General features: G+C 37.0%; 34 protein-coding genes and 1 pseudogene. 29 read left to right on the top strand and 6 right to left on the bottom strand.

Annotated elements, in window-relative coordinates:
- Positions 1 to 3: 3 nt before the first annotated feature.
- The 15 genes from EV146_RS09655 to EV146_RS09595 all read left to right on the top strand — a co-directional run bounded on the left by EV146_RS09655 (position 4) and on the right by EV146_RS09595 (position 12,593).
- A complete protein-coding gene (locus tag EV146_RS09655) occupies positions 4 to 405 on the top strand; it encodes a phage tail tube protein (RefSeq protein WP_132005250.1) in 402 nt (133 codons plus the stop codon).
- A gap of 74 nt (positions 406 to 479) precedes the next feature.
- Positions 480 to 806, top strand: a complete 327-nt coding sequence (locus EV146_RS09650) for a hypothetical protein (RefSeq protein WP_132005247.1) — start codon at positions 480 to 482, stop codon at positions 804 to 806.
- Between the two features lie 81 nt (positions 807 to 887).
- Positions 888 to 1,244 carry a hypothetical protein gene (locus EV146_RS09645; RefSeq protein ID WP_132005244.1) on the top strand — a complete coding sequence of 119 codons (357 nt, stop codon included), beginning with the start codon at positions 888 to 890 and terminating at the stop codon, positions 1,242 to 1,244.
- A gap of 155 nt (positions 1,245 to 1,399) precedes the next feature.
- Positions 1,400 to 1,582: a hypothetical protein gene (locus EV146_RS26970; RefSeq protein ID WP_199232674.1), complete on the top strand. Its 183-nt coding sequence runs from the start codon at positions 1,400 to 1,402 to the stop codon at positions 1,580 to 1,582.
- Positions 1,583 to 3,664 carry a phage tail protein gene (locus tag EV146_RS27535; protein WP_181215844.1) on the top strand — a complete coding sequence of 694 codons (2,082 nt, stop codon included), beginning with the start codon at positions 1,583 to 1,585 and terminating at the stop codon, positions 3,662 to 3,664.
- The gene (locus EV146_RS09635) at positions 3,661 to 4,557 is read left to right on the top strand and encodes a distal tail protein Dit (RefSeq protein ID WP_132005241.1); all 897 of its coding nucleotides are present in this window, start codon (positions 3,661 to 3,663) and stop codon (positions 4,555 to 4,557) included. The genes EV146_RS27535 and EV146_RS09635 overlap by 4 nt, the downstream gene beginning before the upstream one ends.
- Before the next feature lie 13 nt (positions 4,558 to 4,570).
- Positions 4,571 to 6,265: an SGNH/GDSL hydrolase family protein gene (locus EV146_RS09630; RefSeq protein WP_132005238.1), complete on the top strand. Its 1,695-nt coding sequence runs from the start codon at positions 4,571 to 4,573 to the stop codon at positions 6,263 to 6,265.
- 207 nt (positions 6,266 to 6,472) lie between these two features.
- Complete coding sequence (locus EV146_RS09625) at positions 6,473 to 7,297, top strand: S1 family peptidase (RefSeq protein WP_219916280.1); 825 nt, start codon at positions 6,473 to 6,475, stop codon at positions 7,295 to 7,297.
- Between the two features lie 65 nt (positions 7,298 to 7,362).
- Positions 7,363 to 8,685 carry a phage baseplate protein gene (locus EV146_RS09620; RefSeq protein ID WP_132005232.1) on the top strand — a complete coding sequence of 441 codons (1,323 nt, stop codon included), beginning with the start codon at positions 7,363 to 7,365 and terminating at the stop codon, positions 8,683 to 8,685.
- Positions 8,682 to 10,001 carry a phage tail spike protein gene (locus tag EV146_RS09615; protein ID WP_241993881.1) on the top strand — a complete coding sequence of 440 codons (1,320 nt, stop codon included), beginning with the start codon at positions 8,682 to 8,684 and terminating at the stop codon, positions 9,999 to 10,001. The genes EV146_RS09620 and EV146_RS09615 overlap by 4 nt, the downstream gene beginning before the upstream one ends.
- Positions 10,002 to 10,114: 113 nt before the next feature.
- Complete coding sequence (locus EV146_RS27860) at positions 10,115 to 10,573, top strand: hypothetical protein (RefSeq protein ID WP_241993880.1); 459 nt, start codon at positions 10,115 to 10,117, stop codon at positions 10,571 to 10,573.
- Positions 10,573 to 10,770, top strand: coding sequence for a hypothetical protein (locus EV146_RS09610; protein WP_132005229.1), 198 nt, complete (start codon positions 10,573 to 10,575; stop codon positions 10,768 to 10,770). Before EV146_RS27860 ends, EV146_RS09610 begins: the two co-directional genes overlap by 1 nt.
- A 68-nt stretch (positions 10,771 to 10,838) precedes the next feature.
- Positions 10,839 to 11,366 (top strand): hypothetical protein, encoded by a 528-nt coding sequence (locus tag EV146_RS09605; protein ID WP_132005226.1) that lies wholly within the window; start codon positions 10,839 to 10,841, stop codon positions 11,364 to 11,366.
- A gap of 58 nt (positions 11,367 to 11,424) precedes the next feature.
- Positions 11,425 to 11,643: a BhlA/UviB family holin-like peptide gene (locus EV146_RS09600; protein WP_132005223.1), complete on the top strand. Its 219-nt coding sequence runs from the start codon at positions 11,425 to 11,427 to the stop codon at positions 11,641 to 11,643.
- Positions 11,644 to 11,657: 14 nt separating this feature from the next.
- Positions 11,658 to 12,593: an N-acetylmuramoyl-L-alanine amidase gene (locus EV146_RS09595; RefSeq protein ID WP_132005220.1), complete on the top strand. Its 936-nt coding sequence runs from the start codon at positions 11,658 to 11,660 to the stop codon at positions 12,591 to 12,593.
- Between the two features lie 40 nt (positions 12,594 to 12,633).
- Here the strand turns inward: EV146_RS09595 and EV146_RS09590 are convergent, their stop codons facing one another.
- Genes EV146_RS09590 through EV146_RS09580 form a run of 3 tightly spaced genes read right to left on the bottom strand, consistent with a single transcriptional unit; the run spans position 12,634 to position 13,461 of the window.
- Entirely contained in the window at positions 12,634 to 13,014 is a 381-nt protein-coding gene (locus tag EV146_RS09590) for a hypothetical protein (RefSeq protein WP_132005217.1), read from the bottom strand.
- A gap of 59 nt (positions 13,015 to 13,073) precedes the next feature.
- Positions 13,074 to 13,283, bottom strand: coding sequence for a hypothetical protein (locus EV146_RS09585; RefSeq protein ID WP_132005214.1), 210 nt, complete (start codon positions 13,281 to 13,283; stop codon positions 13,074 to 13,076).
- Positions 13,255 to 13,461: a helix-turn-helix transcriptional regulator gene (locus EV146_RS09580; protein WP_132005211.1), complete on the bottom strand. Its 207-nt coding sequence runs from the start codon at positions 13,459 to 13,461 to the stop codon at positions 13,255 to 13,257. The genes EV146_RS09585 and EV146_RS09580 overlap by 29 nt, the downstream gene beginning before the upstream one ends.
- Before the next feature lie 273 nt (positions 13,462 to 13,734).
- Between EV146_RS09580 and EV146_RS09575 the strand changes: the two genes are divergently transcribed.
- The 5 genes from EV146_RS09575 to EV146_RS09555 all read left to right on the top strand — a co-directional run bounded on the left by EV146_RS09575 (position 13,735) and on the right by EV146_RS09555 (position 17,005).
- Complete coding sequence (locus EV146_RS09575; RefSeq protein WP_132005208.1) at positions 13,735 to 15,033, top strand: FtsK/SpoIIIE domain-containing protein; 1,299 nt, start codon at positions 13,735 to 13,737, stop codon at positions 15,031 to 15,033.
- 75 nt (positions 15,034 to 15,108) lie between these two features.
- Positions 15,109 to 15,588 carry a replication-relaxation family protein gene (locus EV146_RS09570; RefSeq protein WP_132005205.1) on the top strand — a complete coding sequence of 160 codons (480 nt, stop codon included), beginning with the start codon at positions 15,109 to 15,111 and terminating at the stop codon, positions 15,586 to 15,588.
- A gap of 4 nt (positions 15,589 to 15,592) precedes the next feature.
- On the top strand, positions 15,593 to 16,048 hold the full coding sequence (locus EV146_RS09565; protein ID WP_132005202.1) for a hypothetical protein: 456 nt from the start codon (positions 15,593 to 15,595) through the stop codon (positions 16,046 to 16,048).
- Between the two features lie 39 nt (positions 16,049 to 16,087).
- Positions 16,088 to 16,726, top strand: coding sequence for a M23 family metallopeptidase (locus EV146_RS09560; protein WP_132005199.1), 639 nt, complete (start codon positions 16,088 to 16,090; stop codon positions 16,724 to 16,726).
- Positions 16,727 to 17,005, top strand: a complete 279-nt coding sequence (locus EV146_RS09555) for a hypothetical protein (RefSeq protein WP_132005196.1) — start codon at positions 16,727 to 16,729, stop codon at positions 17,003 to 17,005. It begins immediately after the preceding gene.
- A gap of 43 nt (positions 17,006 to 17,048) precedes the next feature.
- Here the strand turns inward: EV146_RS09555 and EV146_RS09550 are convergent, their stop codons facing one another.
- Together EV146_RS09550 and EV146_RS09545 are read right to left on the bottom strand one after the other, a co-directional pair.
- Positions 17,049 to 17,234, bottom strand: coding sequence for a hypothetical protein (locus EV146_RS09550; protein WP_132005193.1), 186 nt, complete (start codon positions 17,232 to 17,234; stop codon positions 17,049 to 17,051).
- A gap of 24 nt (positions 17,235 to 17,258) precedes the next feature.
- Entirely contained in the window at positions 17,259 to 17,507 is a 249-nt protein-coding gene (locus EV146_RS09545; protein ID WP_132005190.1) for an NUMOD4 domain-containing protein, read from the bottom strand.
- Positions 17,508 to 17,686: 179 nt separating this feature from the next.
- On the opposite strand from EV146_RS09545, the gene EV146_RS09540 reads away from it, so the two are divergent.
- The 6 genes and pseudogenes from EV146_RS09540 (at position 17,687) to EV146_RS09515 (ending at position 23,571) form a co-directional block, all read left to right on the top strand.
- Positions 17,687 to 18,220, top strand: a complete 534-nt coding sequence (locus tag EV146_RS09540) for a hypothetical protein (RefSeq protein WP_132005187.1) — start codon at positions 17,687 to 17,689, stop codon at positions 18,218 to 18,220.
- A 213-nt stretch (positions 18,221 to 18,433) separates the two neighbouring features.
- Positions 18,434 to 18,532, top strand: a pseudogene (locus EV146_RS09535) (YneF family protein); the annotation flags it as partial.
- Positions 18,533 to 18,737: 205 nt separating this feature from the next.
- Complete coding sequence (locus EV146_RS09530; protein ID WP_121609160.1) at positions 18,738 to 19,034, top strand: hypothetical protein; 297 nt, start codon at positions 18,738 to 18,740, stop codon at positions 19,032 to 19,034.
- 148 nt (positions 19,035 to 19,182) lie between these two features.
- Positions 19,183 to 19,863 (top strand): C40 family peptidase, encoded by a 681-nt coding sequence (locus EV146_RS09525; RefSeq protein WP_132005184.1) that lies wholly within the window; start codon positions 19,183 to 19,185, stop codon positions 19,861 to 19,863.
- A gap of 161 nt (positions 19,864 to 20,024) precedes the next feature.
- Positions 20,025 to 21,773, top strand: a complete 1,749-nt coding sequence (locus tag EV146_RS09520; RefSeq protein ID WP_132005181.1) for an ABC transporter transmembrane domain-containing protein — start codon at positions 20,025 to 20,027, stop codon at positions 21,771 to 21,773.
- 4 nt (positions 21,774 to 21,777) lie between these two features.
- Positions 21,778 to 23,571 (top strand): ABC transporter ATP-binding protein, encoded by a 1,794-nt coding sequence (locus EV146_RS09515; protein WP_132005178.1) that lies wholly within the window; start codon positions 21,778 to 21,780, stop codon positions 23,569 to 23,571.
- A 49-nt stretch (positions 23,572 to 23,620) separates the two neighbouring features.
- Here the strand turns inward: EV146_RS09515 and EV146_RS09510 are convergent, their stop codons facing one another.
- A complete protein-coding gene (locus tag EV146_RS09510; RefSeq protein ID WP_121609156.1) occupies positions 23,621 to 23,791 on the bottom strand; it encodes an aspartyl-phosphate phosphatase Spo0E family protein in 171 nt (56 codons plus the stop codon).
- Between the two features lie 263 nt (positions 23,792 to 24,054).
- Between EV146_RS09510 and EV146_RS09505 the strand changes: the two genes are divergently transcribed.
- The 3 genes from EV146_RS09505 to EV146_RS09495 all read left to right on the top strand — a co-directional run bounded on the left by EV146_RS09505 (position 24,055) and on the right by EV146_RS09495 (position 25,858).
- A complete protein-coding gene (locus EV146_RS09505) occupies positions 24,055 to 24,762 on the top strand; it encodes a cytochrome c biogenesis CcdA family protein (RefSeq protein WP_132005175.1) in 708 nt (235 codons plus the stop codon).
- Positions 24,763 to 24,899: 137 nt separating this feature from the next.
- Positions 24,900 to 25,259 carry a response regulator gene (locus EV146_RS09500; RefSeq protein WP_132005172.1) on the top strand — a complete coding sequence of 120 codons (360 nt, stop codon included), beginning with the start codon at positions 24,900 to 24,902 and terminating at the stop codon, positions 25,257 to 25,259.
- 110 nt (positions 25,260 to 25,369) lie between these two features.
- The gene (locus EV146_RS09495) at positions 25,370 to 25,858 is read left to right on the top strand and encodes a CcdC family protein (RefSeq protein ID WP_121609153.1); all 489 of its coding nucleotides are present in this window, start codon (positions 25,370 to 25,372) and stop codon (positions 25,856 to 25,858) included.
- Positions 25,859 to 25,860: the final 2 nt, after the last annotated feature.

Below are 25,860 nucleotides of genomic sequence, written 5' to 3'. Positions count from 1 at the left end.
TGAATGGCTAAAAACGTAAAAATTTTATTGGAAGTAAACACAGGCACTGATGTAGCACCAGTTTGGACTCCAGTAGGAGGTCAAAGGAATGCGAATTTATCAGAAAGTGTTGAGGAATTAGATCTTACTACAGAAGATTCAGAAGGTGCTCAAGAATTTGAAGCAGGTCTTTACAGTGCTGAAATTACATGTGATGGTCTATATGTCCCTACAGCTACTGGTTACACAGCACTGAAAACAGCTTTCCGTAATAAAGAAAAAATTAAAGCCCGTCTTCAAGAGGATGGTCAGCCAACTGAAATGGCAAATTGCATCATTACCTCAATGGAAACTGATGCTCCGTATGATGGTGAATCAACTTACAGCGCAACATTGCGTGTAACAGGAAAAATTGAATCAGTCTAATCCTTAAAAAACAAACCAAAAATGGTTTATTTTACCTTCCTTTGAAGATATAATTTTTTCAGAGGGGGGATAGAATGACAAGGTATATGAGTACTAACATTTTTGGAAAGGAAGAATATTATTGCAATACGTGTAATAAGGACTTATCCAAAAAGGAAATAGACCAATGGTGTTGTATACATTGTAATGACCAGGTAGAAATAGATGCTGGGTTATCGCATACTATTATGAGGAAATTACCTGAAGATGTTACAAAAGATGATATTTATGTATTTCCTAGCGGCGAATTTCATGAGATTTATGAAGTCGGAAAGAAAAAAGGGGAAATATACTATAATATAAAAGGATATCGCCAACACCCACAATACTCTAATGAATGGGTCAATTGCAAATACCAGTAGAATAATGAAGTTTTATTGTTAAATGGTAAATTAAGAGTCCAATTTTGGGCTCTTTTTATTTGAATTTGGGAGGCTATTAGTATGTCAGATATGGCAACGTATAAAAAAGTGAAGATTAATGGTGAAGATCACATTTTAAAATATGGATTTAACGCAATTTCAGACCTTGAAGCATATTACGACAAGGGAATCTGGACAATTATCAATGAAGAGAGAATGGGTTTTAACCTTATTCGTACTATTCTTTGGGCAGGTATGCTCTGGAATAATCCGCAACTAAAGGTACATCATGTTGGTCAATTGCTTGAAAAAGAAATGGAGGAAAATGAAGAGTTTGATTTTACTACAGTTCAACAAACTACACTTGAAGCTCTAATAGAATCCAAAGCAATGAAACTGTTAAGTAAGAAAGCTAAAGGTGACGACCCAAAAAACTAAATATTGGCTTAGATTGGGATTTCATTAAAGAAATTGGTTTTGGTGCTCTCAATCTAAGTCATAAGGAGTTATGGGAATTAACGCCTTCTGAATTTCTTGATTTATATGACGGCTGGAAGTGGCGAGAAGAAAGAAGGATTAATGAAATTAAAGGTATGCATGAATTAAGAATGAGGGAATGTTCAGTCCTTGCGAGTTGGCTAACTGCACCTCATGTTAAGAAGGCATTGAAACCAACTGATTTCTATAATCCTGACAAGAAAGAAAAGGTTAAAACTACTCCTCTTGAAAGTAAACGTGTCCTAGATGAACTGTCGAAGGAAATGGGGGTGGATTAATTGGCTGCTCAAACAATAGCAGATTTACTTGTAGAAATTGGAATTGATACAAGTGGTTTAGAACAAGGTGCAAAAGAAGCAGAAAAAACAGTGCAAGGCATGGGTTCAACAGTATCAGGAATGGCTAAAGAAATGGGCGATAATGTTCAAGGTTTTTCTGATAAGTGGGGCATGATGTCAAATGAAATGAAAACTGCATATACCAGTGCAAAATCCGTACTTGATCCTTTCAAGAAAGACTTGATAGAGGTTGAGTACGGATATTTTAAAATGGCACAAGGTATGAGTACATACAAGGGTAGCACAGATGATTTTATGAGTGCTATTGGTGAAATGGGTAAACGTCAAAAGAAAATTAATGATGAAATGATCAAAAGTAATGACTTCATGAAGCAGAGTTTTATTGAAGGCATTGGGGCAATGATGGCACGAAGTAGTCAGAGTGATAAAATTGCTGCTAACTTTGACAGGATGAATAATCCTCTATACAGAGTGAATAATGGTCTTTTGAAAATTTCTGCTGGTTTAGATGGAATTGCTAAAAAGGGTACACCAGCTTATTTAGCATTGAAACAACTAGGCACTGGTGCAAACATGAAGGATCTTCAAGAGCATATGAGATTGATTAATGGGGGTTTATTACGTTTTCAGTCTTTAGCTTTAGTTGCGGCAGTTGGGGCAGCAATTTTTTATGGTGCTTTACATGAAGGTGCTAAATCAGTTCCCGGTTACACAGAATCATTTGAAGGCATGTTATCTAGCTTGCGTGAAGCGTTTCAGCCAATGGTTGAGGTGTTCGCTGCAGTAATGTCTAAAGTGTATGATTTCATAACTGCTGTAGCAAACTTAATTATTAAATTTAATGAAGCCCATCCAATGTTAGCAAAACTAATACAAGGTTTCTTAATGTTGATTCCTGCACTAATCCTCATTTTATCTCCTCTTGCAATTGGTATTGGACTGTTCGGAGGACTTGCGGCAGCATGGGCAGCACTAGCACCATTAGTAATGCCTTTGGTAACTGGTTTTATGTCAGTTTTTGGAACTGTTCTTTTAGTGGCAGGGGTAATAGCTTTATTAGCTGCAGGGTTTTACTTGCTTTGGACTAGGTGTGAATGGTTCAGAAATGGGTTAATTACTGCATGGGAAATGATAAAATCAGCTACACAAACAGCATGGAATTTCATTCTGAATAGCGTACTATTACCAATCTGGAATGCCATTGTTGCATTTGCTCAACAAATCTTTGGCAAATTCCAACAATTTTGGGCTGAAAATGGTGCTCAAATTATGGAGATTGTTAACACTTATATGACTGCTGTAAAGCAACAGATTCAACAGGGTATGGAATTTATCAAAGGTATTTTCCAAATTGTGTGGCCTATCATTCAGGGAATTGTAAAAATTGCTTGGAACTTAATAAAGACAATAATCAATACAGGTTTAGATATAATTCTTGGACTTATTGATGCAGCAATGTCACTTCTACAAGGGGATTGGCGTGGTGCTTGGGATGCTATAAAGGGTATTGCTGAGGACATTTGGCACAATATTGAATCTTTCTTTGAAAATATTGACCTACTTCAAATTGGTAAAGACATCATTCAAGGATTGATTAACGGTATCGGTTCAATGGCTGGTGCTGTAGCAGACAGAGTTGCTTCAATAGCAAATCTAATTCCAGATGGATTAAAGAGTTTCTTGGGTATTCATTCACCTTCAAGATTGATTCGTGATCAAGTAGGTAAGTGGATTCCATTAGGCTTGGCAGAAGGTATTGACGATAATTCAGGCTCGGTTGAAAAATCAGCAATGAATTTAGCTAAATCAAGTATTCCTTCTGTTTCTGACATTGAAATGGGTGCTAAGCTTACTACAAGAAGTGTAAGTATTCCTGATGAAAATAGGGTTAGTACAATGAATGGAACAGATCCGAATGGTGGAAATACTTTCAACTTTGAGAGGTTACTTGAAGGAGCTATCTTTAATGTTCGTGAAGAAGCAGACATTAAGAAAATAGCTAAAGAATTTTACAATTACTCTAGAATGGCAGCACGTAGTAAAGGGGTGGTAATGCCATGATAACGTTAGACGGATATAAATTAGATCATTTTGGTTTAAGGTTACTAACTGGTCATGAGCATGCTACTCCTGCAACTCGTGATAAAACCTTAGTTATTCCAGGGAAGGATGGAGCATGGGATTTTGGTTCTGAGTTAGATGTCCGTTCATTTAGCTTCCCATTGGCTTTTGTCGAAGAAAATAAAAGTGCCTTACAGAAACGGATTCGTACATTCGTTTCTTTTTTATTTGATTCAAAAGGGAAAACCAGAACATTTAAATTAACTTTTGATTATGAGCCTGAAATATTTTATTATGTCCGATTTTCAGGGCAAATAAGTCCAGAGAGATTGTTTAGAATAGGTCGATTTGAATTACCATTAACAGCTTACGATCCTTATGCTTATGCAGATTTCACTTATAAGCAAGAAGGGATTGTAACTAATACTAGATATGATTCAGGATACTATTATGCCTATGATCCTAATGAAATTTTCTTAAGTTCCGACATGTATACATTTAGCGACCCGATTTCCTTCTTGGAACCTTTTCATGGAAATTATTACGAAAATCCTTCTTCCTTTAAATGGACATATACTAAGCATTTGAGCGGAATACATAATCACTCATTCTATGATACATCCTTCATTGTTGAAGTTAGTGGAAGTGTAGTTTTCCCAAGAATCATAAATCAAACCACTGGTAAAACTTTGTATCTTCCTACAATTAAGAATCAAAAAATGAAGGTTGATACTGGTAAATTTACAGTGAAAATTAACGATAAAAACAAACTCACAGACGTTGAAGGAATAGAGGATTTCCTACTGCAATCAGGTGACAATTCTTTGTTATTTGAATGCTCTGGAACTCCTTCTTGTACAGTGAGTTACAAATGGAAGCATAAATTTATTTAAGTGAGGTGTGAACATGGCAGATGCACCAAAATTAATTGAAAAGGATAATTTGGTTACAGCTTATCCTAAAATAAACGCATCAATAGACAATGCAAATGAAGCATTAAATAAAGCAAGTACAGCAGAGACAAATGCTACCTCTGCTTTAAGTAAATCAAATACAGCTTTGACTCAATCAGGCGAAGCTAAAACAACTGCCAATGGAGTAAAGGACGAGTTTGATAGAGTGGTTGCTGAAGCTGGTTCAAACAATCCCGAAGTAGTTCAAGCACGTGGAACAGCAGTGAATCTTAATGCAAGATTAAATGGTGTTGATTCGCTTTTGGCGGAAACTGCGAAGAAAGAAACTGTTTCAACCACTACTGGCCAACGATGGACTACAACGAAAGAACAAACAATTGTAACTTTAGACAATGAAGGTTATACCGCATTAGTTGCACCGAAGAGTTACAGGAAGAGAATTGTGTTTTACGGTTCATCTACAACTTCCGGATACGGACCTACGGATATATTAAACTCTTATGTAGAGCGTTTAAAAATAAAGTTAGGCGCTTTAGGATTCGATGTTATAAATCGAGGCAAAGGTTCGGATACCACTCAATTAGGAATAGACCGTTTTTTTAAAGATGTGGTTCCTGCTAAACCTGATTTTATAACATTGGCATTCACTATTGGTAACGAAGGGATAACCTCAGCAAAAACAACTGTAGAGAATCTAGCACTATATAAGCAATTCCGGGATAATTATATAAAACTAATTAATATGGCGAGACAAAACGGGATTGTACCTATCGTTTTTACTCAAGCGTTGACAACTCAATATAATGATTTTGTTTATTCTCTAGCATTGAAATTGACTGAGGAAATAAAGGCTATGGGAGTAATGACAGTTGGATGGACAGGGATTACTGATAATCTTAGTAAAAGAGTCATTTCTGGTATGCTAATTGACTCGGTGCATTATAACGATGCAACTCACCTTGAATTAAGTAATGCAATTCCACCAACGCTATTTGATAAGGTGAGGTATAATCAGGTTACTGACTTGAAATCTCCCAACACCCGTAGGTATGCACGGATAGGGGCCTATTTTGTAGGTACCCCCATTTATTACACACCAATGTCAACTACTGACATCACAACATTTTCAATCTTTCTAAGATTTCGTCGACAAGCTGTTGATAACACTTTAGGAACTATATTATCAGTTAATGCAAATAATCGGGTTTATTTTCAAGCGCATGGAGGATTAGCGATTAATTTTACAGGAAGCAATGAGAGTGGAGTAGAAACATTCCTCGACAGCAATAAAACAAAAGCAGATGGAATATGGCATAGTTTAGGCTTAACTTTCAACAATTTCGATAAAAAACTTAGAGTTTATATTGATGGAGTGTTTCAAGTAGAATTAGCTTCCCCGAATGTCTTTGTTGATAAAATTACAATTGGCGGAAGGGGTACCACTACATATACCTCAAGTAATACTGACATTAAAGATTTTGCTTTATACCGTACACGGTTAACTGATAAAGAAATTAAGAAACTGCATGAAGAGGGAGTTTTCACTCAATCAAGCTTGGAAATTTATTCACCCTTTCATGATGATGAATTATTTCCTGGCGGCAATGTAGTAAATTTGGCGTGTACGAGTGTAAATCTTGTTGTTAATGAGCTACAAACTGATATTAGTATAAATAAGGATGCTTAACTTCGTTCTTGGACAAAAAAGCGTAGTAAGCAGTTCAAATAAGATATGTCTTTCTTGGGAAAATAATAATTGAATAACAAAAGAAGACTACTCCTCTCCCCTTGCCTGAGTTTGGAATAAGGTTATAGAGAGTAAAGAGTATAGGGTTCTTTTATTGACTTTTCTGTATCAAAATATTACCATTCATTTTAAAAGGGTGGTATTATTTTGGATATTTTAGATCAATTATCAAAGTCAACTGTAAAAATTCATTGTGACAATAATTCATCTGGAACAGGTTTCTTTTTTAACTTCCATATTAGCGCTAACACTTATGTACCCACAATAATTACAAATAGACATGTTATGGAAAATGTCCGAAGTATTAAATTAGTATTTTCATTAAACGATTATTTTTCTTCGTCACAAAAAATTGTTGAAAAACATGAAATAAATTATACAAATGTTCAAAATCAAGTAATTTACCATAGTGATCCTGATATAGATCTATGCGCTATAAAGATAACTCCCATTCTCCAGTTCCAATTAGATAATAAAATGGATTTCGAGAAAGCTAGTCTTGATATGAGTCATATTCCTAGTGATGAAGTTCTAGAGAATTTAAGGTTTGTAGAAGACGTTCTAATGGTGGGATATCCTAATGGTTTGTCCGATGTCAGAAATAATTTACCAATATTCCGCAAGGGCTTTACTGCGACACATCCCGGAGTAGATTTCGAAGGAAGACCAGAGTGCGTTATTGATATGGCAGTAACTCCTGGGTCAAGTGGTTCTCCTGTATTTATCCATAACTCTAATGGTTACATGGACAGAAAAGGTAATGTAAACATTGGTTCTGAAAGACTAATATTCCTGGGTATAAATAAAGCTGTTTATACAATGAGTACAGTAGGAGAAATTATTGAAATACCTTCCCCAACTAGATTGGTGACAACATCAAATATCGGTATAAATTTAGGGATTATAGTGAAGTCCAAAGCTATTAAAGACTTAGAGAAACAAATTATTGAATTGATACAGAATGAACAATAAAAACAATATACTGATTCAGTTAAGAGCTCACTTGTTGTGAGCTCTTTTATTTTGGAGGTGGAATTATGTCATTAAAAGCTGTAGGTGGAGAAATTAATTCTCAAGTACTTAATGATAATTTTAGTTATCTTGAGAGTAGTAAAATGAATCACCATGGCCTAAAAGAATTTGACATGGCTAATGCACAACAGGTTTATTTATATGACTTAAATTTAGGAATAGGTACTGTTAACCAAACAATATCTGTTGATGAAAATGTCAATGAAATATACGCAACTCAAGCTTACACATTTAGTGGTGATAAAGAGGAGTCTTTTGTAATATCTCGATTAACACTAAACGGAAATCTTTTGGATAGTATGACTGTTAGATTTGGTGGGCATGGTACAACAATTGGATTAGAGCGTGTTGGGGGCACAATGTACATTTGGTCGAATATGTTAAAGGTTGATTCAAATGGGAATCAGGTGACTCAATATCTAACAAGATACCCTTATCGTGGTGGGACAGAAATAAACATAAACAGCAGTAGCGTTGAAAAGTTTACTGAGTTTCCAAACTCAAAAATTTACATGAGTCCTTTTACGGATTCTAAAAACGGTTTAATTGCTTTCCGTCACACAAATACCACTAGTGGAAGTCCAGTAAGTTATGTTGAAGTACGAAAGTTATCAGATGTAAAGGCAAGGATAGAAAATGTTCTTTATCGGTATGATTACCCTTCTTCAATGAATAACCAAGTAATACAGGGAATGTGTTTAGATGGGAATAATCTATATCTAACATTTGGTCAAGTAGCTAATGATTTTACATTGTATCAAATTGACGTAAGTAAAAAGCAAATAGTTGATGTTTTTCAGAATCCTGTTGGTAAAAGTGGTACTAATTCATATGAAGAGGATTTTGGAGAACCTGAAGGACTATTCCTTTACACTGATCCTTATACAGGATATAAAACCTTGCTTTGTGTTGTTGTAACCGATGCAACAGGACGAAGGAGACAGAAATTATTTGCCTTTTCGTCTAATGTTGGAGTAGACAAATTTATAGGTTATGCTGCTGAAAGAACGCAGAATATTAAGCTTACAAGAGATGATGGGAAGTGTCATAGAATAACATCGACAGGCGTTACTGCACTTAAAGATTTAAGGGTTCCCGGTTTGTATTATGCAGCCACAAATGAAGCAGATGCACTCAGTGACTTTCCATCAAGTCGAAAAGGTTTAGCAGGATGGTGGATTACTGTTTCAGGAAAAGATACTGATTCAGGTGTTTATCAAGAACTCACACGTAATTCAAGGGCAACACCTGAGAGGATTTTCAGGACAGTGGGTTCTGATGGAGCTGTTTCTGATTGGATACTCATTTCAGGAACGGTGATTGTATGATAAAAATTTTAAATCAGGAATTAAAACCCTTAGCTATTTTAGAAAATGCATATGGAGTAAGTTATGAGAGGTCTTTCAATGAATTATGGAAAGCCTCTTTTTCTTTGCCTTTAAATGATGAGAAAAACGCAGAGTGTAAGCCATTGAATTATGTGGAAATCACTGATGATTCAAATGATGAATATATTGGCCTTTTTCGAATTATCCCTAAAACCATAAGCAAGGATGAGAGCAATAATAACATTACATATGAATGTGAACATGTACTAGCAACCTTACTGGATAGTTCCTTATTTAAATACCATCAACTTGATAATTTACCTACTAAGGAATCACTTCAATACTTAATGAACAGACAAAAAGAGCAGCATTGGAAGTTAGGGAAAGTTGAAATTACCCGTTATTTTTCTTACAAATGGGAAAATGACAACCTTTTGTCGGCTATTTTTAGCATACCTCAACCATTTGACGTTCAATACCAATGGACTTGGGATACTAAAAGCTATCCTTGGACATTAAATTTAGAGATAGCTGAAGATATAGTGACATGTGAAATAAGGGAAGGTAAAAATCTTAAGGGATTGCAAATTGTTGAAGATCCTATGGGTATATACAATCGAATTTACCCTTTAGGTTATGGTGAAGGGGATAATCAATTAACAATTGAATCAGTTAATAATGGCATCCCTTATGTCGAGGACAAAGCATCAATTGCTGAGTTTGGTGTTAGGGAATACATATGGGCAGATAAACGGTTTGAAGATGCTGCTACACTCAAAGCAAATGCTGTCGCACTTATGAACAAATGGCGTGAAATTATTGTTTCATGGGATGTTTCAGCAGCAGACCTTTCTTCAATCACTGGTGAGGACATTGATAAATTTAAAATGGGTCGAATTGTACGATTAGTTGTACCGAGTGTTGGTAAAACAGTTGATCTTAGGATTATGAAAGATTCAAAGTCCGATATGATAGGTAATCCCGGTGATATCTCGTTAGAAGTAGGTAATAAAACTGATGATTTAGGGGCTACTCAATCAGACATGCAAAGAAGACAACAAATTAATGATCTTTATGCTCAGGGTGCAACTAATATTGATTCACATGATTATAACGATAATGCTGATAAAAATAATCCGGCTACAATTCGGTTTTATTTACCTGAAGAAATGGTTAGGGTAAATAAACTGCTTTTAAGCTTTGAAACTTCTGAATTTAGAACATATGGTAAAGCAACAGAAGGTGGGGGAGCAACTTCAACTACAACTAAAGGTGTGGAGGAACCACGGCCTCTAGCTCTAGTGGTGGAGGAGTAAGCACTTCTACTGCATCAGGTGGAGGTAGTTCACAAACCTCAAGTAGTGGTGGAGGTACAACAGCAACAAGTACATCTGCAAGTCCTGGATTTTACATGTATACGTCGACTCACTTGCCAAATCATGAGTATGATGAACACACTCACGCACTGGAAATCACTGATGAATTAACACACAATCATAGTGTAACGATTCCGAACCATACGCACAGTGTCTCAATTCCGTCACATACGCACAATTTCAGTACGCCTAATCACTCTCATGATGTCACCATCCCTGATCATACACATGACTTTACCCTGCCAGACCACACCCATGAAATACAGCATGGGATTTACAAATTAAATAGAACATCTTCTGCAGTTACAATTAAAGTTGATGGGAATACAGTACCTCATACATCTACTTCAGGTGACAATATTAATTTAATTCCTTATCTAAAGCAGGATAGTGGTGGGAAAGTTGTTCGTGGATGGCATTCAGTTGAAATAACTCCTAATGATCTAGGAAGAATTACAGCTCAAATTACAACTCAGTTCTTCATTCAAAGTAGAGGAGATGGAAATTATTAATGGAATTAAGAATCATTACACACAGTGGAAATGTCTACAATGCAGAAGTGGAAACCTTTGATGCCATTCAGATTAATGACCTCTTAAATGATAATCAAATTAATACTGTAGCTTTTGGAGAGTTAATTTTATCTCGAATTGATGTTAAAGCCGTCATACCAGTTGTACCTACGTTAGAAGTTTTATCAGAAGTTTAAAAAAATATTGCATTCATTTCCAAAAGGATTATACTATATTTACATAATCAGGAAATGGCGGGATTACTTTGAAAAAGTTAATTATATCTGGTGTAGCTGGAGCAGCAATACTTGGTGGAGTACTTTTTAGTCTAGGTGATAAAGAAGCTAGTGTACAAGAAAAGAAACCAGTTGAAAAAATTGAGAAGGTTGAAACGAAGAAAGAAGAAGTGGAAAGTACTCCTGTAGAAAGTGAACCAAAAGAAGTTGTAAAGGTTAATCATCCAACTGAAAGAACTGTTTCAATTCAAGGTATGCCTTGGGATGTTTATAAAGGAACTGATCTAATTGACAAAGTAAATAAAGCTGAGATTGTTTATTTATTTGATGATTGGGATCAATTAGACATTAAATTAAGACAGTTAGCTAGTGATAAAAATGACAAAGATTGGTGGCACACTCAAGTGATGCTTTATCAGGCAAACTTACAAGAATTCTATCCTGATAAGGTTACATTCTTTGAGAAGTTAAAAGAAATTCAGAATGCTATTACTGCAGAGAATTATGAAGCATTACCTAGCTTGTTAGATGAAACGAAAAAATTGAAGAATGAATAAGTGAAAGCTCTGATAATTCAGGGCTTTTTTATTTTGTCTTAAGAAAGTGGGTGCAAAAATGGAAGATCAAATTTTAAGTATGTTTATAAAAGAAGGCGGTTTTGCAATTCTGTTCGTGTGGCTATTGTTTTCGACTATGAGAAACAACAAAGAACGTGAAGCGCAATATCAAGAAACAATTACAAAAAACCAGCAAGTGATTGAAGAACAAGCTAAGGCATTCTCTTCATTATCTAAAGATGTAACTGAAATTAAACAAATCTTGGTCGATAAATAAAGGGGTGGTAAGTAATGGCTAATTGGAGAGAGGACATTATAAAGGTTAATCCGTATAGTCATCCTAATTTTAAATTGTTGTCTGTAAAAGGAATCATTCTACATTACACTGCTAATCCCGGTGCAACAGCAAAGAATCATCAGAAATATTTTAATAACCTTAAAGATAGGTATGCTTCAGCACATATCTTTGTTGATAAGGATGAAGCAATTTTAATCCTTCCACTGGATAAGGTTGCTTATCATGCTAATGACCGTTCGTGTAAAATTGAGAAATTCAAGGCTACTGCATCGTATTACAAAGGTGGAAATGCTAATTTAACTACAATTGCTGTGGAAATGTGCATTGAGAAAGATGGATCAATTCATCCTGATACATTCAATAGGACAGTTAAAGTAGTTACAGATTTATGTAAAAAGTTCAAATTAGATGAGAATGATTTATACATGCACTATCAAGTCACAGGAAAGCCATGTCCTTTACCTTGGGTTAATAAACCAGCAGAGTTCAACAGGTTCAAATCATGCGTAAATAACGCTCTAAAACCTGCTCAAAAGACTTCTGAAGGGGTAAGTAAGGCGGCTGTAAATACCTACAAAATAAAGCCGGGGGATACATTGTGGAGCATTGCAAATGACAATGGTATTACTGTAAATGAACTGAAAGCATTAAATAAAGGTAAGAATCTTGAACCACTTCAAATTGGAGTGGTTTTAAATTTGAAAGAACAAAAAGCTAAAACTGATGCAGTTGGAACAGTTACAGTATTAGTTGATGAGTTATGGTATTACAATAAACCTGACTGGAATGCAAAAGAAGATACAGTTGATAAAGGTACTGTACTTACAGTGGTTGAAACTTTGACTGTTAATGGAAGTAAGATGTACAAATTAAAATCAGGTACATACATAACCTCAAACACTAAATACGTTAGATTTAAAAGTAGATAAGTACATAAAAAAGCCCTTCTCTACAAGGAAGGGCTTAGTGTTATTTTCCTTTATTTTGGGTTTTGTAGCTAGTTATCTTATAGAAAGAAACTTGTGTTCCGTTTTCTATAAGTTTTTTAACAGAGAAAATTACTCTACCACTTTCATTTAAACTAGCTATATGGGCATTTAGTGTATCAACCAGGGGCTCTCCTAAATGACTGAACTTGTAGACTTCTTTCCACTCATCCTGCAAGAAAACCATAGAAAAAGCATTATCGTAAAGAGCATGGCATAAAACGACTTCGGTTAATTTACTGCCTTGATTAGTTGTTTTGTAGGGTGTGTAGTAATTTCCGTATTCATCAGTTACTAAATCAATTAATCCTTGAATATTGTTAACATCTTGATTTGATTTCCAACGTGCTTCTACTTCTTCCATATCCTCTCACCCCTGTTTAAATATTCAATTTTCATTATAGAACATATTTTCGTACAGGTCTATTTTAAACCTAGAGATTTTACTTTTTCTGTTATGTCTTCTTCATCAACAGTAACTTGAACAAATCCTTCATAATTCACTTCACGTTTTATTTCCTGCAGCCATTCATATGCAACCTGCTCTGGTTTTCTTCTCTTTAGTGGAAATGTACCACCTTGAGTTACGATACCGGCAGGAGAGTTATATCTTATCTTTAATGTCACGTTCATACAGATCATCTACCTTACATTCTAATAAGTCGGCTAACAAAAATGCCTTTTTTAACGGGGGATAATTATTGTCGTGAATCCAATTTGAAAGCTGAGTTGGAGTTATTCCTAATTGCTTGGCAATATGTTTTTTCATAAAACCTTTTTCCTCAATTAATTCGCCTATCCTACTTTTCATACTAACACCTCAAGAATATATTCCACATTATAGTACAAATCCCTTTAAAGTCATACTTTGAAAATTATTCAGAAATTTTATGAGTACAAGATAACTTTTTAGTCATATGCCCATACACTCTACTATACGCAATAACATTACAGGGCAAACGCACTAGAGCGAATAGTAACAAAGCCAGTAAATCCCTTACCAATTCTACCTTTGTCGCATTCGTATTCGTGTTCGTTAAGCAAGGGACTATATCTATAGATATACCTAAAGGAGCGTGGTGGGATGCTGTTTGAGATTGTAACTACTGGAAGTATGTTGGGAGTGCTTGGAGCTAGTTATTACAAAAAGAACAATTTGAACAGTGATCATGACAAAATTATAAAAATTGCAGATAATTGTGGACTTTATACAAAGGAAGAAAAAATAAGGCTTTACAGAAGACGATACAACAAAGAAAAGAAATTTACCGAATACGTGTATAAAATTCCACTTGGATTAGAACTTGAAGATTTTCAAGATAAGTATGGAAAGTTTAAAGATGGCTTGAACAATCGAAGTGTAAGGAAAATCAATTTGAAGGATTTTAAAGAGTTGAAGTTAGACAAAACCATACTGAAACAAATTCAAAATATCATTAATAATCGTGAACCAGTCAACAAGGAAATCGAAATGGAATATGACGGTATGTTAATTTTCAGGGTTTTTGATGAAGGCTTGACTAAAGATTTACCTTACACAAAAGAAATGCTGGATAACTGCAAAGGATGGGAAATTCCATTAGGTGTGACTTATAAAGAGTTCGTAAAGCACAATTTTGAAAAGATGCAGATATTAGTCGTTGCAGGTCAAACAAGATACGGTAAAACTGTTTTTCTAAAGAATGTCATTACCAGCTTAATTAACAATCAGCCTGATAATTTAAAACTAACCTTGATTGATTTGAAGGGTGGTCTTGCCTTTAGTCGATATTTAAACTGCAAACAGGTTAATACAGTTGCTAAAAACAGTAAGGAAACACTTGAAGCATTGGAAGCAATTCATACTGAAATGGTTAAAAGACAGGAACATTTCTTATCTAAAGGTTGGGAAGACATAGGGGAAGCTGGATGGACTGAAAGACACTTCGTGATTGTAGATGAAGGTGCTGAAATCAATGGATTTGAAAAGAAGGATCAAGCGGATAGAGCACTTTACTTACTTGGAGAAATCGCACGAATGGGAGCTGGAATTGGCTATCGACTAATATTTGCAACTCAATATCCAACTGCTGATGTATTTCCAAGACAGGTTAAAGCAAATACAAGTGCTGCTTTATGTTTTAGGTTGAAAAATGCAACTCAAAGTATGGTTGTATTGGATACGAAAGGTGCTGAATCATTACCAGTGGGTTTGAAAGGTAGAGCAATTTACCAAACAGATTGTGATAGGTTGGTTCAAACACCACTGATTAAAAATGGTTTTATTGATGGGATTATTAAACCGCACATTGTCATGAAACCAAGGAGTGAAAGTAGTGAACCACAAAACAGTAAAGAGGATACAAAGGCAGGAGAATATACTACTGAGTTTAAAGAAATTTGATTATTTAACCAGGTGGCAAATACAACAGATACATGATTTAAAAAGTGATGCAATGCTCAACGTGTATTAAAAGCAATGGAAGAATATTTAAACGTTTATAAAGATGGTGAAAACATTTATTACCTAAATTCAAAAGGAAGGGAAGCAGTTAATTGTTTAAAGGTAAGAAAAAAGACTACAACTATAGAGCATTACTTAATGAGAAATTACCTATATATTACTTTGGGTTGTCCTGCAAATTGGAGAAATGAAATTCAGATTATCAATGGAAAAGACAAAGATAAAATCATCTGCAGAACTGATGCCTTAATTGATAATAGTGGAGCTTATACAATTATTGAAGTTGATAATGAACAGAAGATGAATGAGAACATAAAGAAAATTGACCGTTACAGGGAGTTAATAAAACGTAAAGCGTTTGGAAGGTTTGCATCAGTACCTAAGTTTATCTGGATTACTAAAACAGAATATAGAAGGAATGAGTTATTAAAGGCTAGTGAGGGTTTAAACGTAACGGTTTATTTACTATCTGATTTTAAAAATAGGGGGAAATAACATCATGTTTAAACGGAATAAGGAGCAAGTTTATTCAATTAAAGAATTCATGTCAGGTAATAAATCATTAACAGTCGAAGTTGAGAAAAATGGTTTTGAATTTAAAGAAGAAGTTAGAGAATCATTAGGTGTTCTTGGTGCTTTAAGTGTCATTCCTTTAACCACAAAACAATTTTTTTCTAGCACACCTGTATTTGCTGCTGAAAATGCTATACCTGTAGTTGCTCCAACAGATGTAATGTACGATAAAATGCTTCATGCTTTTGATCCTCTAATTACAATGATTCAAGCCTTATCTTATCCAGTTGCAATGGTGGTCTGTTTGGGTGGTGCAATAATGGTCATGATTGGTAGAGATAAAGGTTGGGATATGATGCAAGGTGCTGGATTGGGTTATGTGTTAGTTCAAATTTTGCCACTTGTATTAAACATCTTAGTTGATGCTATGAAAGCAGTGTAAGAGAGAAGTTCACAGTGAACCTCACAAAAGGGTGATCTTATGATAGTACGAATTACGTCTAAGTTTGGTGAAGTAAGCTCTATCCATCCTAAACCCCATACCGGAATAGACATTGGCTTAAGTGAAGGAACACCATTCAGAAGCGTTTATAATGGCGTTATTACAAAAGTTTATGATGGTAATGGGGCAATAGGCAAAGGAGTTAAAATACGTTTTGAGGACTCTACAGAAGGTATATATGGTCACATGAATCAGGTCTATGTAAAAGTAGGGGAAACAGTTAAAAACGGTGAAGTAATTGGCTTGTCGGGTAATACAGGGAATTCAACTGGTGGACATTTACACTTTGCTTTGCAGAAAGATGGAGTGTTTATAAATCCAGAATTAATTGTGGATAAAACAGTTAATCACTCTTGGTTTGAAAACTTCATTAATAATGGAAAGGTTGGTCAGGTTGAATACTTTACCTTTAAAGACTGGATACAAGGCAAACTTACGGAAGTTACCCTTAACAATCTCACTGCTTTTATTGAGGATTTGGCTATGGCGTTCCCTATCATCTCCGTTGTTAGCATTGGTGTGTATTGTTTTCTTAACATGTTCAGTAAGAGCATTGCTAAACTTGGTGCAATAGGAAATGGTTTATATGGCATCTTGATTACACAGGGAGTGGTTTAAATGATCGTTAAAACTAAGTATGACATTGAAACCTTTAAATTAAACTATTGTCTATTTGCTGAATGGGATGGAATGAAGTATTACATTACTGTGCCTGATACAAAGAATGATGGAACAATAACCTTTATCCAGTATGAGTCTGGGGAATTTAATATATATAGAAAGAACACGTCTTATTGGTACATTAGAGAGCAGCCATTAAGTAATTTAGACATATGGCATTGCAGGAAGGTGTTAAATGAGTACTTAAAAGATAAAAAGGAGTTTGTACCTGTATAATCTTACAACAATAAAGCCCACCTTTACGTTTGGTGGGCATTTTTTATAAATATTTCTCAGAATAATGATGAATTAGTTGCGTAAATTCTGATTTGTTAATTTCTCTATTATAGTTATTAGGAATAGAGCCGAACTCTTTATTGTTTTTATAGACATAAATTATAGAGTGCGTACTATCAATTTTAAAGTAATATTCGCCTGTAATATAATCGTATTCTTCAAAGGTCATTTCAAACCCACCTTCTTATTTGTTTTATCTATATATAGCTTTCTTTGCTCCCTTAAACTCAACTTCTGATACATCTTTGAAAACTTCTCTCCAAAGGTTAAATACATTGTGATTCTTCCCTTTACCATCCTTGGATAATTTAACAATATGGAATCCATATTCATCGTTGCACCTAGTCATAAATCTCTGACGCTTAACAGAGAAAATGCGACCTGATTTTGTAATTTCGTATAACCCTTTATACCCTGGAACATCTTTGCTGATTTCTTCCATAACTCATTTTGCCCCTTTAATTTATCTAGTTGTTTTAATTATCTTCGTATATTGAATTTTTAACAAGCTGTTATTAGTTATTATTAAATTATTTACATTTAAATATTTTCATAGATTGATGGTATAAAAAGAAACAATTTGGACATTGCTGTTACCACTAATAAAAAGGTGGTATGAGCTTGGGAATGAAGACATGGAGCAAAAAAGAAGATGAAATACTGATTAATAACTTTTCTACAATTAAATGGGAAGAGTTATTAGAAATGTTGCCTGAAAAAACGGAAAAACAGATTTTGAATAGAGCAGATAAATTGTGTTTAACTAGGGAGGATGAATTAATTGAAATTTACTATGATGAAGATAGAGAGGCATGGGTTGAAACATGGGATATATATGCAGCAAAGTTAAAAGGAACAGTTAGTTCTGTTATTCCAGCTAAAAAGGGTACAACTTTTGAAGAGGCAAGAAAGGCTCTTGGAAAACGGATTTGTAAAGCGTTCTTCAAGTTATTTAAACCGAGATATGATTTGTTTCTAAAGGAAGTTGGCTTGGAACACGATAAAGAGATAGCATCAAAGTTCTTTGATATGGAAATGGAACTATTTGCGACCAGCGATGAAAATAAACAGCATGAAATCAAGAAACAATTCATGGAAGAGATAATGGAGATACTTAAGAAGAAATTCCAACCGAATAAAGGAAAAGAAAAATGAATGAACAATTCGTAAGGTGTTTTGATTTATTCGGGACTCATTCCAAATGGTCTATGAATATGCTTTGAATGTTAAAAATTAGAAGCGTGAGCGTAAATTAATCGATAGATTAACCATAAAATCCATTATTTTGGTAGACAGCAATAGCTAAATAAGGTATATTTTTCTTAACAGAATAAGTGGGCGTTTTTAATGTTAAGAACCTTAATCAATCAACGTTTTTCAATGATGATGATGCAGATGGGTATGAAGCCATCACAGAAGAAAATCAATCAAATGATGGCAGCTATGAATAAACAGCAAGGTAAATAATAAAGGACAAGCACTCATCATAGAGTGCTTTTTCTATTATATATGTTTTTACAAATAGTAATTAGGGTATATATTCATTAATATGGTTATTTTTCTATTTCTTTGTTCATGCAATAACAAAATCCCTGTAAAAGAAGGAGAATAGTCACCAATGGTGAATAAATACATATAACGCATTTTAATAGGATAGGAAAGGAGAGGCAATATGATTAGGCGAAAATTGGATATTTCCAGTACTTTCATTCCGAGTTTTGAACAATTGGCAGAATGGGATGGAACCAAATACTATCTGCTTTTAGAGGATGCTATGAACGAAGGTTCGCTCACGATCATGAAGTATAAGGATGGTCATTTTACCTTGCATCGAAAAAATAACCTTTTTTGGGACCTGGATGAACGTTCGATTACAAATGACGAACTCATTGATATCATATGGAAAAATCGAAAGGCAGTAAATCGATTCCTAAAACAAGATAATAAAGTGCTGGTAGTGAGTGGCTGACATGTCACTCTTTTTTTATTGCTGATTTATGTTCCAATAATGGAAGTTTTGTCGCAAATTGTAACATTAATGTAATTTTAGTGTTATTTGACTGTAACCCTTTCCAATTATACTAGGTTTATCATCTAGCAATCGGGGGTAAACAAACTTGTTAAAGAGAATACTAGCAGTGCTTCTACTATTTGCACTGGTAACAACTATTGTACCGTCTCTGGATAAAGCATCTGCCGCTGGAACAAGTTATTATGTAAAAATAGACTCTGGAAGTTTAAATGTAAGAAAAAGTCCATCTACCAAAGCTGCCATTGTGACAAGACTAGCCAAGGGCAAAACAGTAACAGTTTCTTCCCAGTCAAAAGGATGGGCAAAGGTGACTGCGAACGGCAAGAAAGGCTATGTCAGTTCAAAATATATTGCAAAGAAAACGACAACACCTGCGAAAAAAACAACAAAGAAGGCAACAACAACCAATTATCGTACAAAAGCCATCTCGGTTGGCAAAGGCCAGCTCGGTGTTAAATATCGCTGGGGAGGAACGACTCCAAGCGGATTTGATTGCTCCGGATTTGTAGGATATTCCTTCAAGAAAGCTGGAAAATCACTGCCTCGCACTGCCGCTCAAATGTACAATACAGGCACTCGCGTTTCTAAGCCGGCACCAGGAGACTTAATGTTCTATGCAACCAGCGGCGGGAGAAAAGTGACCCACGTTGCGATTTATATCGGAAATGGACAAATCATGCATGCAACTACTTCAAAGGGCGTTGCGATTGACTCTATCAACAATACTTATTGGAAGCCAAGGTTCATCGGGGCTAAAAGAATATAAAAATAAAGGGCAGCTAAGGCTGCTCTTTTTTTGTCTTACTAATTAAGGAAAAGGTCAGTGACTGGCCTTTTTTTATTTCCTCAAAAAATATCTTCCTTATTTTAGTAATATCTGGTAAACTATTGGAGCATTTTAGATACGGTTTCATGGAGGATGGAGTCATGAAAGTATTTTTAGAGTTAATGTGGTTTTTTAAACAAGAGAAAAAAGCGTATTTAACAGGAATCTTTTTGCTGTCATTTGTGGCCTTAATTCAGCTCATCCCCCCGCGGGTCATAGGCTATGTCGTAGATGGCATTGAAACGGGAACGCTGACTGGCATGGGTCTTCTGAAATGGATCATCCTTGTTATCATTGTGGGGCTGGCGATGTACATTCTCCGTTATTACTGGAGAATCCTTATATTTGGATCTGCCGTTAAATTATCGAGGCTCCTGAGAAACCGGCTTTATTCCCATTTCACACGGATGTCCCAGTCCTTTTATCAAAAGCGCAGGACGGGTGACCTTATGGCCCATGCGACGAACGATTTGCAAGCAATCCAGCAGACGGCAGGGGCCGGGGTCCTGACTCTCGTAGACTCACTGGCAACAGGAGGATTCGTCATCATTGCCATGGCCGCAACCATCAGCTGGAAATTAACGCTCATATGCCTTATTCCCATGCCGATCATGGCTATTCTAACAGGCTGGTATGGAGAATTGCTACATGCACGGTTCCATAAAGCCCAAGAAGCCTTTTCAGCCTTGAATGATAAAACACAGGAAAGCATTACGGGAATTAAAGTAATCAAAACCTTTGGGCAGGAACAAGAAGATATAGAAGATTTTCGCAAACAATCAGAGGATGTGGTTGCTAAAAACATATCGGTTGCCAAAGTTGATGCCCTGTTTGATCCAACCATCTCCATTATTATTGGAATTAGTTTCTTCCTGTCAGTTACGTTCGGCTCCCGCCTGGTCATCAATGGTGAACTGACGATTGGCGAGCTTGTTTCCTTCACCACTTACCTTGGCCTGCTGATCTGGCCGATGCTTGCTTTTGGATGGCTGTTCAATATTGTGGAACGGGGAAGGGCCTCGCTGGAGCGGGTCAATCTGCTATTGGAGGAGAAAGTTGAAATCAAAGATGATGGCAGCGCCCTTAATATTGTCCCTGCTGGGGACATTGCATTTGACTTAACTTCATTTGCTTATCCAGGAGAACAGGAACCTGTACTCAAGGATATTCGGTTTTCTCTTCCGCAGGGGGCCACTCTTGGGATTGTCGGCAAAACGGGTGCGGGCAAAACGACCCTGCTCAAACTGTTGATCCGTGAATTTGAGGGGTATGAAGGACAAATTACCATTAACGGCATTCCATTGCAGGAGTATTCATTGGATAAACTTCGTCAAGCAGTCGGCTACGTCCCGCAGGATCACTTCCTTTTTTCTGCCACTGTAGGTGAAAATATTGCCTTTGCAGAGCCGGCAGCACCAGAAAAGGTTATCCAGGAGGCGGCAAAGGTTGCCCGCATCCATGATGATATCCTCCAGTTTTCAGAAGGCTATGACACAGTTGTCGGTGAAAGGGGAGTTTCTTTATCTGGAGGGCAAAAACAGCGAATCTCCATTGCCAGGGCACTTTTGCTGGACCCGGAAATCCTTATTCTTGATGATTCGCTGTCTGCAGTTGATGCGAAAACGGAGGAAGAAATCCTTGGGGCATTGAAGAACAACAGGAAAGGAAAGACGACCATTATCACTGCCCATCGTTTAAGTGCGATACAGCATGCTGATTTGATCCTTGTGCTCGAGGACGGCAAGATTATTGAGCGCGGAACCCATGGACAATTAATGGAGTTTGCCGGATGGTACAAAAATATGTATGTTCACCAGCAGCTGGAAGAATTAGTGGAGCAGGGAGGGTAAAAGGATGAATAAATTACAGTCATTAACAGGAAAGCAGCAGCGGGCTGTGCTAACAAGGCTCCTTCGCTATGCAAAGCCGCACAGTAAAACAATCCTGCTGGCATTTGCCCTCCTGCTGCTTACTACAATCGGAGATGTAACAGGACCAATCCTGGTAAAAATATTCATCGACGATTACCTGGCGCATGGGTCGTTTCCATTTGAGCCATTGCTTCTGCTCGGTTCCGCCTATATGGGCATCCAGATTGTAAATGTTTTAATATCGTATTTTCAGCTATATAAATTCCAGGAAATTGCACTAAAGATCATTCAGCAGCTGCGGATAGATGTCTTTTCAAAAGTGCAGTCACTTGGTTTGCGCTATTTTGATAAGACACCCGCAGGTTCCATCGTTTCAAGGGTGACAAATGATACGGAAGCGATCAAGGATATGTTTGTCAGCGTGATTGCAACTTTTATCCAAAGCTGTTTCTTGCTGATCGGAATCTTCGCAGCGATGTTTTTGCTCAATGTCAAGCTCGCGCTGTTTTGTCTGCTGGTGCTCCCGCTGATCATGGCGATTATGGTTACGTACCGGAAAGTGAGCTCTAAATTTTATCAGGACATGCGTGAACGGCTTAGCCAGTTGAATGCGAAGCTGAGTGAGTCCCTTCAAGGGATGTCCATTATCCAGGTGTTCCGGCAGGAGGAACGGCTGAGGCAGGAGTTTGGAGAAATAAATGAACAGCACTTTCAGGCAGGCATGAGGAATATAAAAGCAGATGGGCTCCTCTTGCGGCCGGCCATTGATCTTGTCTATATATTTGCGCTTGTTATGGTATTAAGTTATTTTGGAATCAGTTCGTTTGAAAATCCAATTGAAATTGGAGTGCTTTATGCCTTCATCAATTATCTGGACCGGTTCTTTGAGCCAGTAAACAATATGATGATGCGCCTCTCCATGTACCAGCAGGCCATTGTAGCTGCATCGAGAGTATTTGACCTTCTGGATGACAAAGAATTGGCACCGGTACAGCCTCTAGACTCGAAGAATGAGATAAAAGAAGGGGAGATTGAAGTCAGGAATCTGAGCTTTTCGTACGACGGAAAGCGGGATGTTCTGAAAAATATAGAATTTACCGTTGGCCAGGGCCAGACCGTAGCGCTGGTCGGGCATACTGGGAGCGGCAAAAGCTCGATTATCAATCTTTTGATGAGGTTTTATGAATTTGACCGCGGTAACATCCTTATAGACGGCATCTCCATAAGAGAGTATTCTGCAGAGGAAATTCGTAAAAAGCTGGGGCTGGTTCTTCAGGATCCATTTTTATTTTACGGGACAATCAAGGAAAACATCCGGCTGCACAATGAGGAATTGACGGATCAGGATATTGAGGAAGCAGCGAGGTTTGTCCAGGCAGATTCCTTCATCGCGAACCTTGAGGGGTGCTATGAACACCAGGTGGTTGAAAGGGGAGCCACATTGTCGAGCGGTCAGCGACAGTTGATTGCCTTTGCAAGAACCATTGCAGCCAACCCCAAAATATTGATCCTAGACGAAGCCACAGCCAATATTGATACAGAAACAGAGGAGGCAATCCAGTCTGCTTTGGCAAAAATGCGCAAGGGCCGAACGACCATTGCGATTGCGCATCGGCTTTCCACCATACAGGATGCCGACTTGATCCTTGTCCTTCATCAAGGTGAAATTGTGGAGAAGGGAACGCATCAGGAACTGCTCACATTAAAGGGGCTATATTATAAGATGTATTTATTGCAAAACGGCTTGGCGGAAGGGCTTAAAGATGTGGTAAGCTAAAAGCGGGCATAAAAAAACAGCTGGCACATGTTGCTACTAGCTGTTTTTTTTAATAAGTATTCACTTTTTTTAAGTATTGGCTGTTATAGGTATTTAATAAGTGGTCAAGTTCCTGGCTGTATCGGATTGCAATCGACGAGGTGAATCCTTTCGTGGATGCCACCTGAATAAGCTCTGCCCGTTTTTTTTCAATTTGATTCATCAATTCTTGTTTCGACATGGCGGCCCTTTCCAGGATCGAGAAATACATCCTTATTATTTAGTAATCATTCAGTTAAAAGGTTTAGTAAAAAATGCAAGCAGACAAACTCTAGTATAAATGAATTTCCAGTATATTTCAAAAGATAATTATTGGGTTTGATGGTTTCCTGCTGGTTTTTAAATTTATTAAGATTAATATTTTGTTCACAGTTCTATTCGTATATTTTTCCAATAAGATTTGTTAGAATGGAAACGAACTGAAGTTAAACAGGAGTTGTTATCATGACAGATGTAAATGTATTGCTGGCGCTGGCTGCGGGCTTTCTTAGCTTCATCTCTCCATGCTGTCTGCCGCTGTATCCCGCATTCCTTTCTTATATTACCGGAATGTCAGTAGGGGAGATCAAGAGTGAAAATGCGATGCTGCAAAAGCGAAGCATGCTTCATACGCTCTTCTTTTTAATCGGGTTTTCATTAATTTTCATTGCTCTAGGGTTTACCACCTCTTTTATCGGAAAGATTTTCAGTGCCTACGATGATTTAATCCGCCAAATCGGCGCGATTTTTATTGTGATATTCGGTTTAATGGTTGTTGGCCTTCTTCAGCCAAAATGGCTGATGTCAGACCGGAGGATCGAGTTTAAGAACAGGCCGTCCGGTTATTTCGGCTCCATCCTGATTGGTATGGCATTTGCGGCAGGCTGGACTCCCTGTACCGGACCGATTTTAGCTTCTGTCATTCTGCTGGCCGGATCAAACCCAGGTTCAGGGATGGTCTATATGATCGCCTATATCCTTGGATTTGCTGTTCCGTTTTTTATCCTTTCCTTCTTCGTCGGGAAAATGCAATGGATCAAAAAGAACAATGCGAAAATCATGAAGGCCGGCGGTTACTTGATGATCATCATGGGGGTTGTCCTGTATTTTGATTGGATGACGAAAATTATTGCCATCGTTTCTCCTTTATTTGGAGGGTTCGTCGGTTTTTAACCATGATAGAGCATTCGAATCGGCTGGAAGTTATTTGGGGGTTCAATGGTTTTTTTTACTAAAAATTTTTACGAATGACCATTTGCGAAAAACGTCACGGGTATTTTTTTGGAGAACGGCTGACCAGGAGGGTCCATATGGCAAGGATTTTAATCGTAGATGATGCAAAATTCATGAGAGTGACGCTAAGGAATATTCTCAAGCAGGCAAACCATGAGATTGTCGGGGAGGCAGAGAATGGCCGTGAAGCTGTGGCGCTGTATCGCCAGCTGCAGCCAGACCTGGTCACAATGGATATTACCATGCCGGAAATGAACGGGCTGGACGCGGTGAGAGAGATCAAGCGGAATCATCCTCAGGCAAAGATTATCATGTGCTCGGCAATGGGGCAGCAGAAGACGATTATTGAAGCCATTGAGGCAGGGGCGAGAGACTACCTTGTCAAACCCTTTGACGAGTCCAGTGTGGTTGATTCAGTTAAAAGTGTGTTAAGATGAGTTCAGAGCCATTTACGGATAAAAATTCCTAAATGGCTTTTCCTTTGCTTTAATCAAGTTTATTATATAAAAGACAGAAGAAATTTACTTACTTTTAAGGGATGAAAGATATGAACTATGTTTTGCTCTCTACGATAGGGGCCATCGGCATGGGGATGCTTGCAATGGTCATCCGCATGAAAGCGGCCAAACGTCCTGCTTCTGCGAAGAAAATTATCCTTCCGCCGATTTTTATGAGCACAGGGGCGTTGATGTTTATATTTCCGGTCTTTCGGGTTCATCCGATGCAAATTGTGGAAGCTCTTGTGGTCGGAATGCTGTTTTCCATCCTGCTAATCAAGACTTCCAAGTTTGAAATCAAAAACCAGGATGTTTATCTGGTCCGTTCGAAAGCCTTTATTTATATTTTGTTTGGACTGCTTGCAGTCAGAGTGGTTGCCAAGCTTGTGCTAAGCAGTTCAATTGATGTCGGGGAACTAAGCGGAATGTTCTGGATTCTTGCGTTCGGGATGATTGTTCCCTGGCGGATAGCGATGTATCTTCAATACAAAAAGCTTCATGACGAACTTAAAGCCACATCTAATACAAGGCTAATTTAAAA

The organism is Mesobacillus foraminis (genome assembly GCF_004340465.1).
Taxonomy (GTDB): domain Bacteria; phylum Bacillota; class Bacilli; order Bacillales; family Cytobacillaceae; genus Mesobacillus_B; species Mesobacillus_B foraminis.
Note: the sequence above shows the minus strand (reverse complement) of the source record. Positions and strands in the feature narration are given on the sequence as shown.

What these genes read in the sequence shown, in the direction of transcription:
- EV146_RS09655 (WP_132005250.1), top strand. Translation starts at nt 4, where the DNA reads ATGGCTAAAAACGTAAAAATTTTATTGGAAGTAAACACAGGCACTGAT.
- EV146_RS09650 (WP_132005247.1), top strand. Translation starts at nt 480, where the DNA reads ATGACAAGGTATATGAGTACTAACATTTTTGGAAAGGAAGAATATTAT.
- EV146_RS09645 (WP_132005244.1), top strand. Translation starts at nt 888, where the DNA reads ATGTCAGATATGGCAACGTATAAAAAAGTGAAGATTAATGGTGAAGAT.
- EV146_RS26970 (WP_199232674.1), top strand. Translation starts at nt 1,400, where the DNA reads ATGCATGAATTAAGAATGAGGGAATGTTCAGTCCTTGCGAGTTGGCTA.
- EV146_RS09635 (WP_132005241.1), top strand. Translation starts at nt 3,661, where the DNA reads ATGATAACGTTAGACGGATATAAATTAGATCATTTTGGTTTAAGGTTA.
- EV146_RS09630 (WP_132005238.1), top strand. Translation starts at nt 4,571, where the DNA reads ATGGCAGATGCACCAAAATTAATTGAAAAGGATAATTTGGTTACAGCT.
- EV146_RS09620 (WP_132005232.1), top strand. Translation starts at nt 7,363, where the DNA reads ATGTCATTAAAAGCTGTAGGTGGAGAAATTAATTCTCAAGTACTTAAT.
- EV146_RS09615 (WP_241993881.1), top strand. Translation starts at nt 8,682, where the DNA reads ATGATAAAAATTTTAAATCAGGAATTAAAACCCTTAGCTATTTTAGAA.
- EV146_RS09610 (WP_132005229.1), top strand. Translation starts at nt 10,573, where the DNA reads ATGGAATTAAGAATCATTACACACAGTGGAAATGTCTACAATGCAGAA.
- EV146_RS09600 (WP_132005223.1), top strand. Translation starts at nt 11,425, where the DNA reads ATGGAAGATCAAATTTTAAGTATGTTTATAAAAGAAGGCGGTTTTGCA.
- EV146_RS09595 (WP_132005220.1), top strand. Translation starts at nt 11,658, where the DNA reads ATGGCTAATTGGAGAGAGGACATTATAAAGGTTAATCCGTATAGTCAT.
- EV146_RS09590 (WP_132005217.1), bottom strand. Translation starts at nt 13,014, where the DNA reads ATGGAAGAAGTAGAAGCACGTTGGAAATCAAATCAAGATGTTAACAAT.
- EV146_RS09585 (WP_132005214.1), bottom strand. Translation starts at nt 13,283, where the DNA reads ATGAACGTGACATTAAAGATAAGATATAACTCTCCTGCCGGTATCGTA.
- EV146_RS09580 (WP_132005211.1), bottom strand. Translation starts at nt 13,461, where the DNA reads ATGAAAAGTAGGATAGGCGAATTAATTGAGGAAAAAGGTTTTATGAAA.
- EV146_RS09575 (WP_132005208.1), top strand. Translation starts at nt 13,735, where the DNA reads ATGCTGTTTGAGATTGTAACTACTGGAAGTATGTTGGGAGTGCTTGGA.
- EV146_RS09570 (WP_132005205.1), top strand. Translation starts at nt 15,109, where the DNA reads ATGGAAGAATATTTAAACGTTTATAAAGATGGTGAAAACATTTATTAC.
- EV146_RS09565 (WP_132005202.1), top strand. Translation starts at nt 15,593, where the DNA reads ATGTTTAAACGGAATAAGGAGCAAGTTTATTCAATTAAAGAATTCATG.
- EV146_RS09560 (WP_132005199.1), top strand. Translation starts at nt 16,088, where the DNA reads ATGATAGTACGAATTACGTCTAAGTTTGGTGAAGTAAGCTCTATCCAT.
- EV146_RS09555 (WP_132005196.1), top strand. Translation starts at nt 16,727, where the DNA reads ATGATCGTTAAAACTAAGTATGACATTGAAACCTTTAAATTAAACTAT.
- EV146_RS09550 (WP_132005193.1), bottom strand. Translation starts at nt 17,234, where the DNA reads ATGACCTTTGAAGAATACGATTATATTACAGGCGAATATTACTTTAAA.
- EV146_RS09545 (WP_132005190.1), bottom strand. Translation starts at nt 17,507, where the DNA reads ATGGAAGAAATCAGCAAAGATGTTCCAGGGTATAAAGGGTTATACGAA.
- EV146_RS09530 (WP_121609160.1), top strand. Translation starts at nt 18,738, where the DNA reads ATGATTAGGCGAAAATTGGATATTTCCAGTACTTTCATTCCGAGTTTT.
- EV146_RS09520 (WP_132005181.1), top strand. Translation starts at nt 20,025, where the DNA reads ATGAAAGTATTTTTAGAGTTAATGTGGTTTTTTAAACAAGAGAAAAAA.
- EV146_RS09515 (WP_132005178.1), top strand. Translation starts at nt 21,778, where the DNA reads ATGAATAAATTACAGTCATTAACAGGAAAGCAGCAGCGGGCTGTGCTA.
- EV146_RS09510 (WP_121609156.1), bottom strand. Translation starts at nt 23,791, where the DNA reads ATGTCGAAACAAGAATTGATGAATCAAATTGAAAAAAAACGGGCAGAG.
- EV146_RS09505 (WP_132005175.1), top strand. Translation starts at nt 24,055, where the DNA reads ATGACAGATGTAAATGTATTGCTGGCGCTGGCTGCGGGCTTTCTTAGC.
- EV146_RS09500 (WP_132005172.1), top strand. Translation starts at nt 24,900, where the DNA reads ATGGCAAGGATTTTAATCGTAGATGATGCAAAATTCATGAGAGTGACG.
- EV146_RS09495 (WP_121609153.1), top strand. Translation starts at nt 25,370, where the DNA reads ATGAACTATGTTTTGCTCTCTACGATAGGGGCCATCGGCATGGGGATG.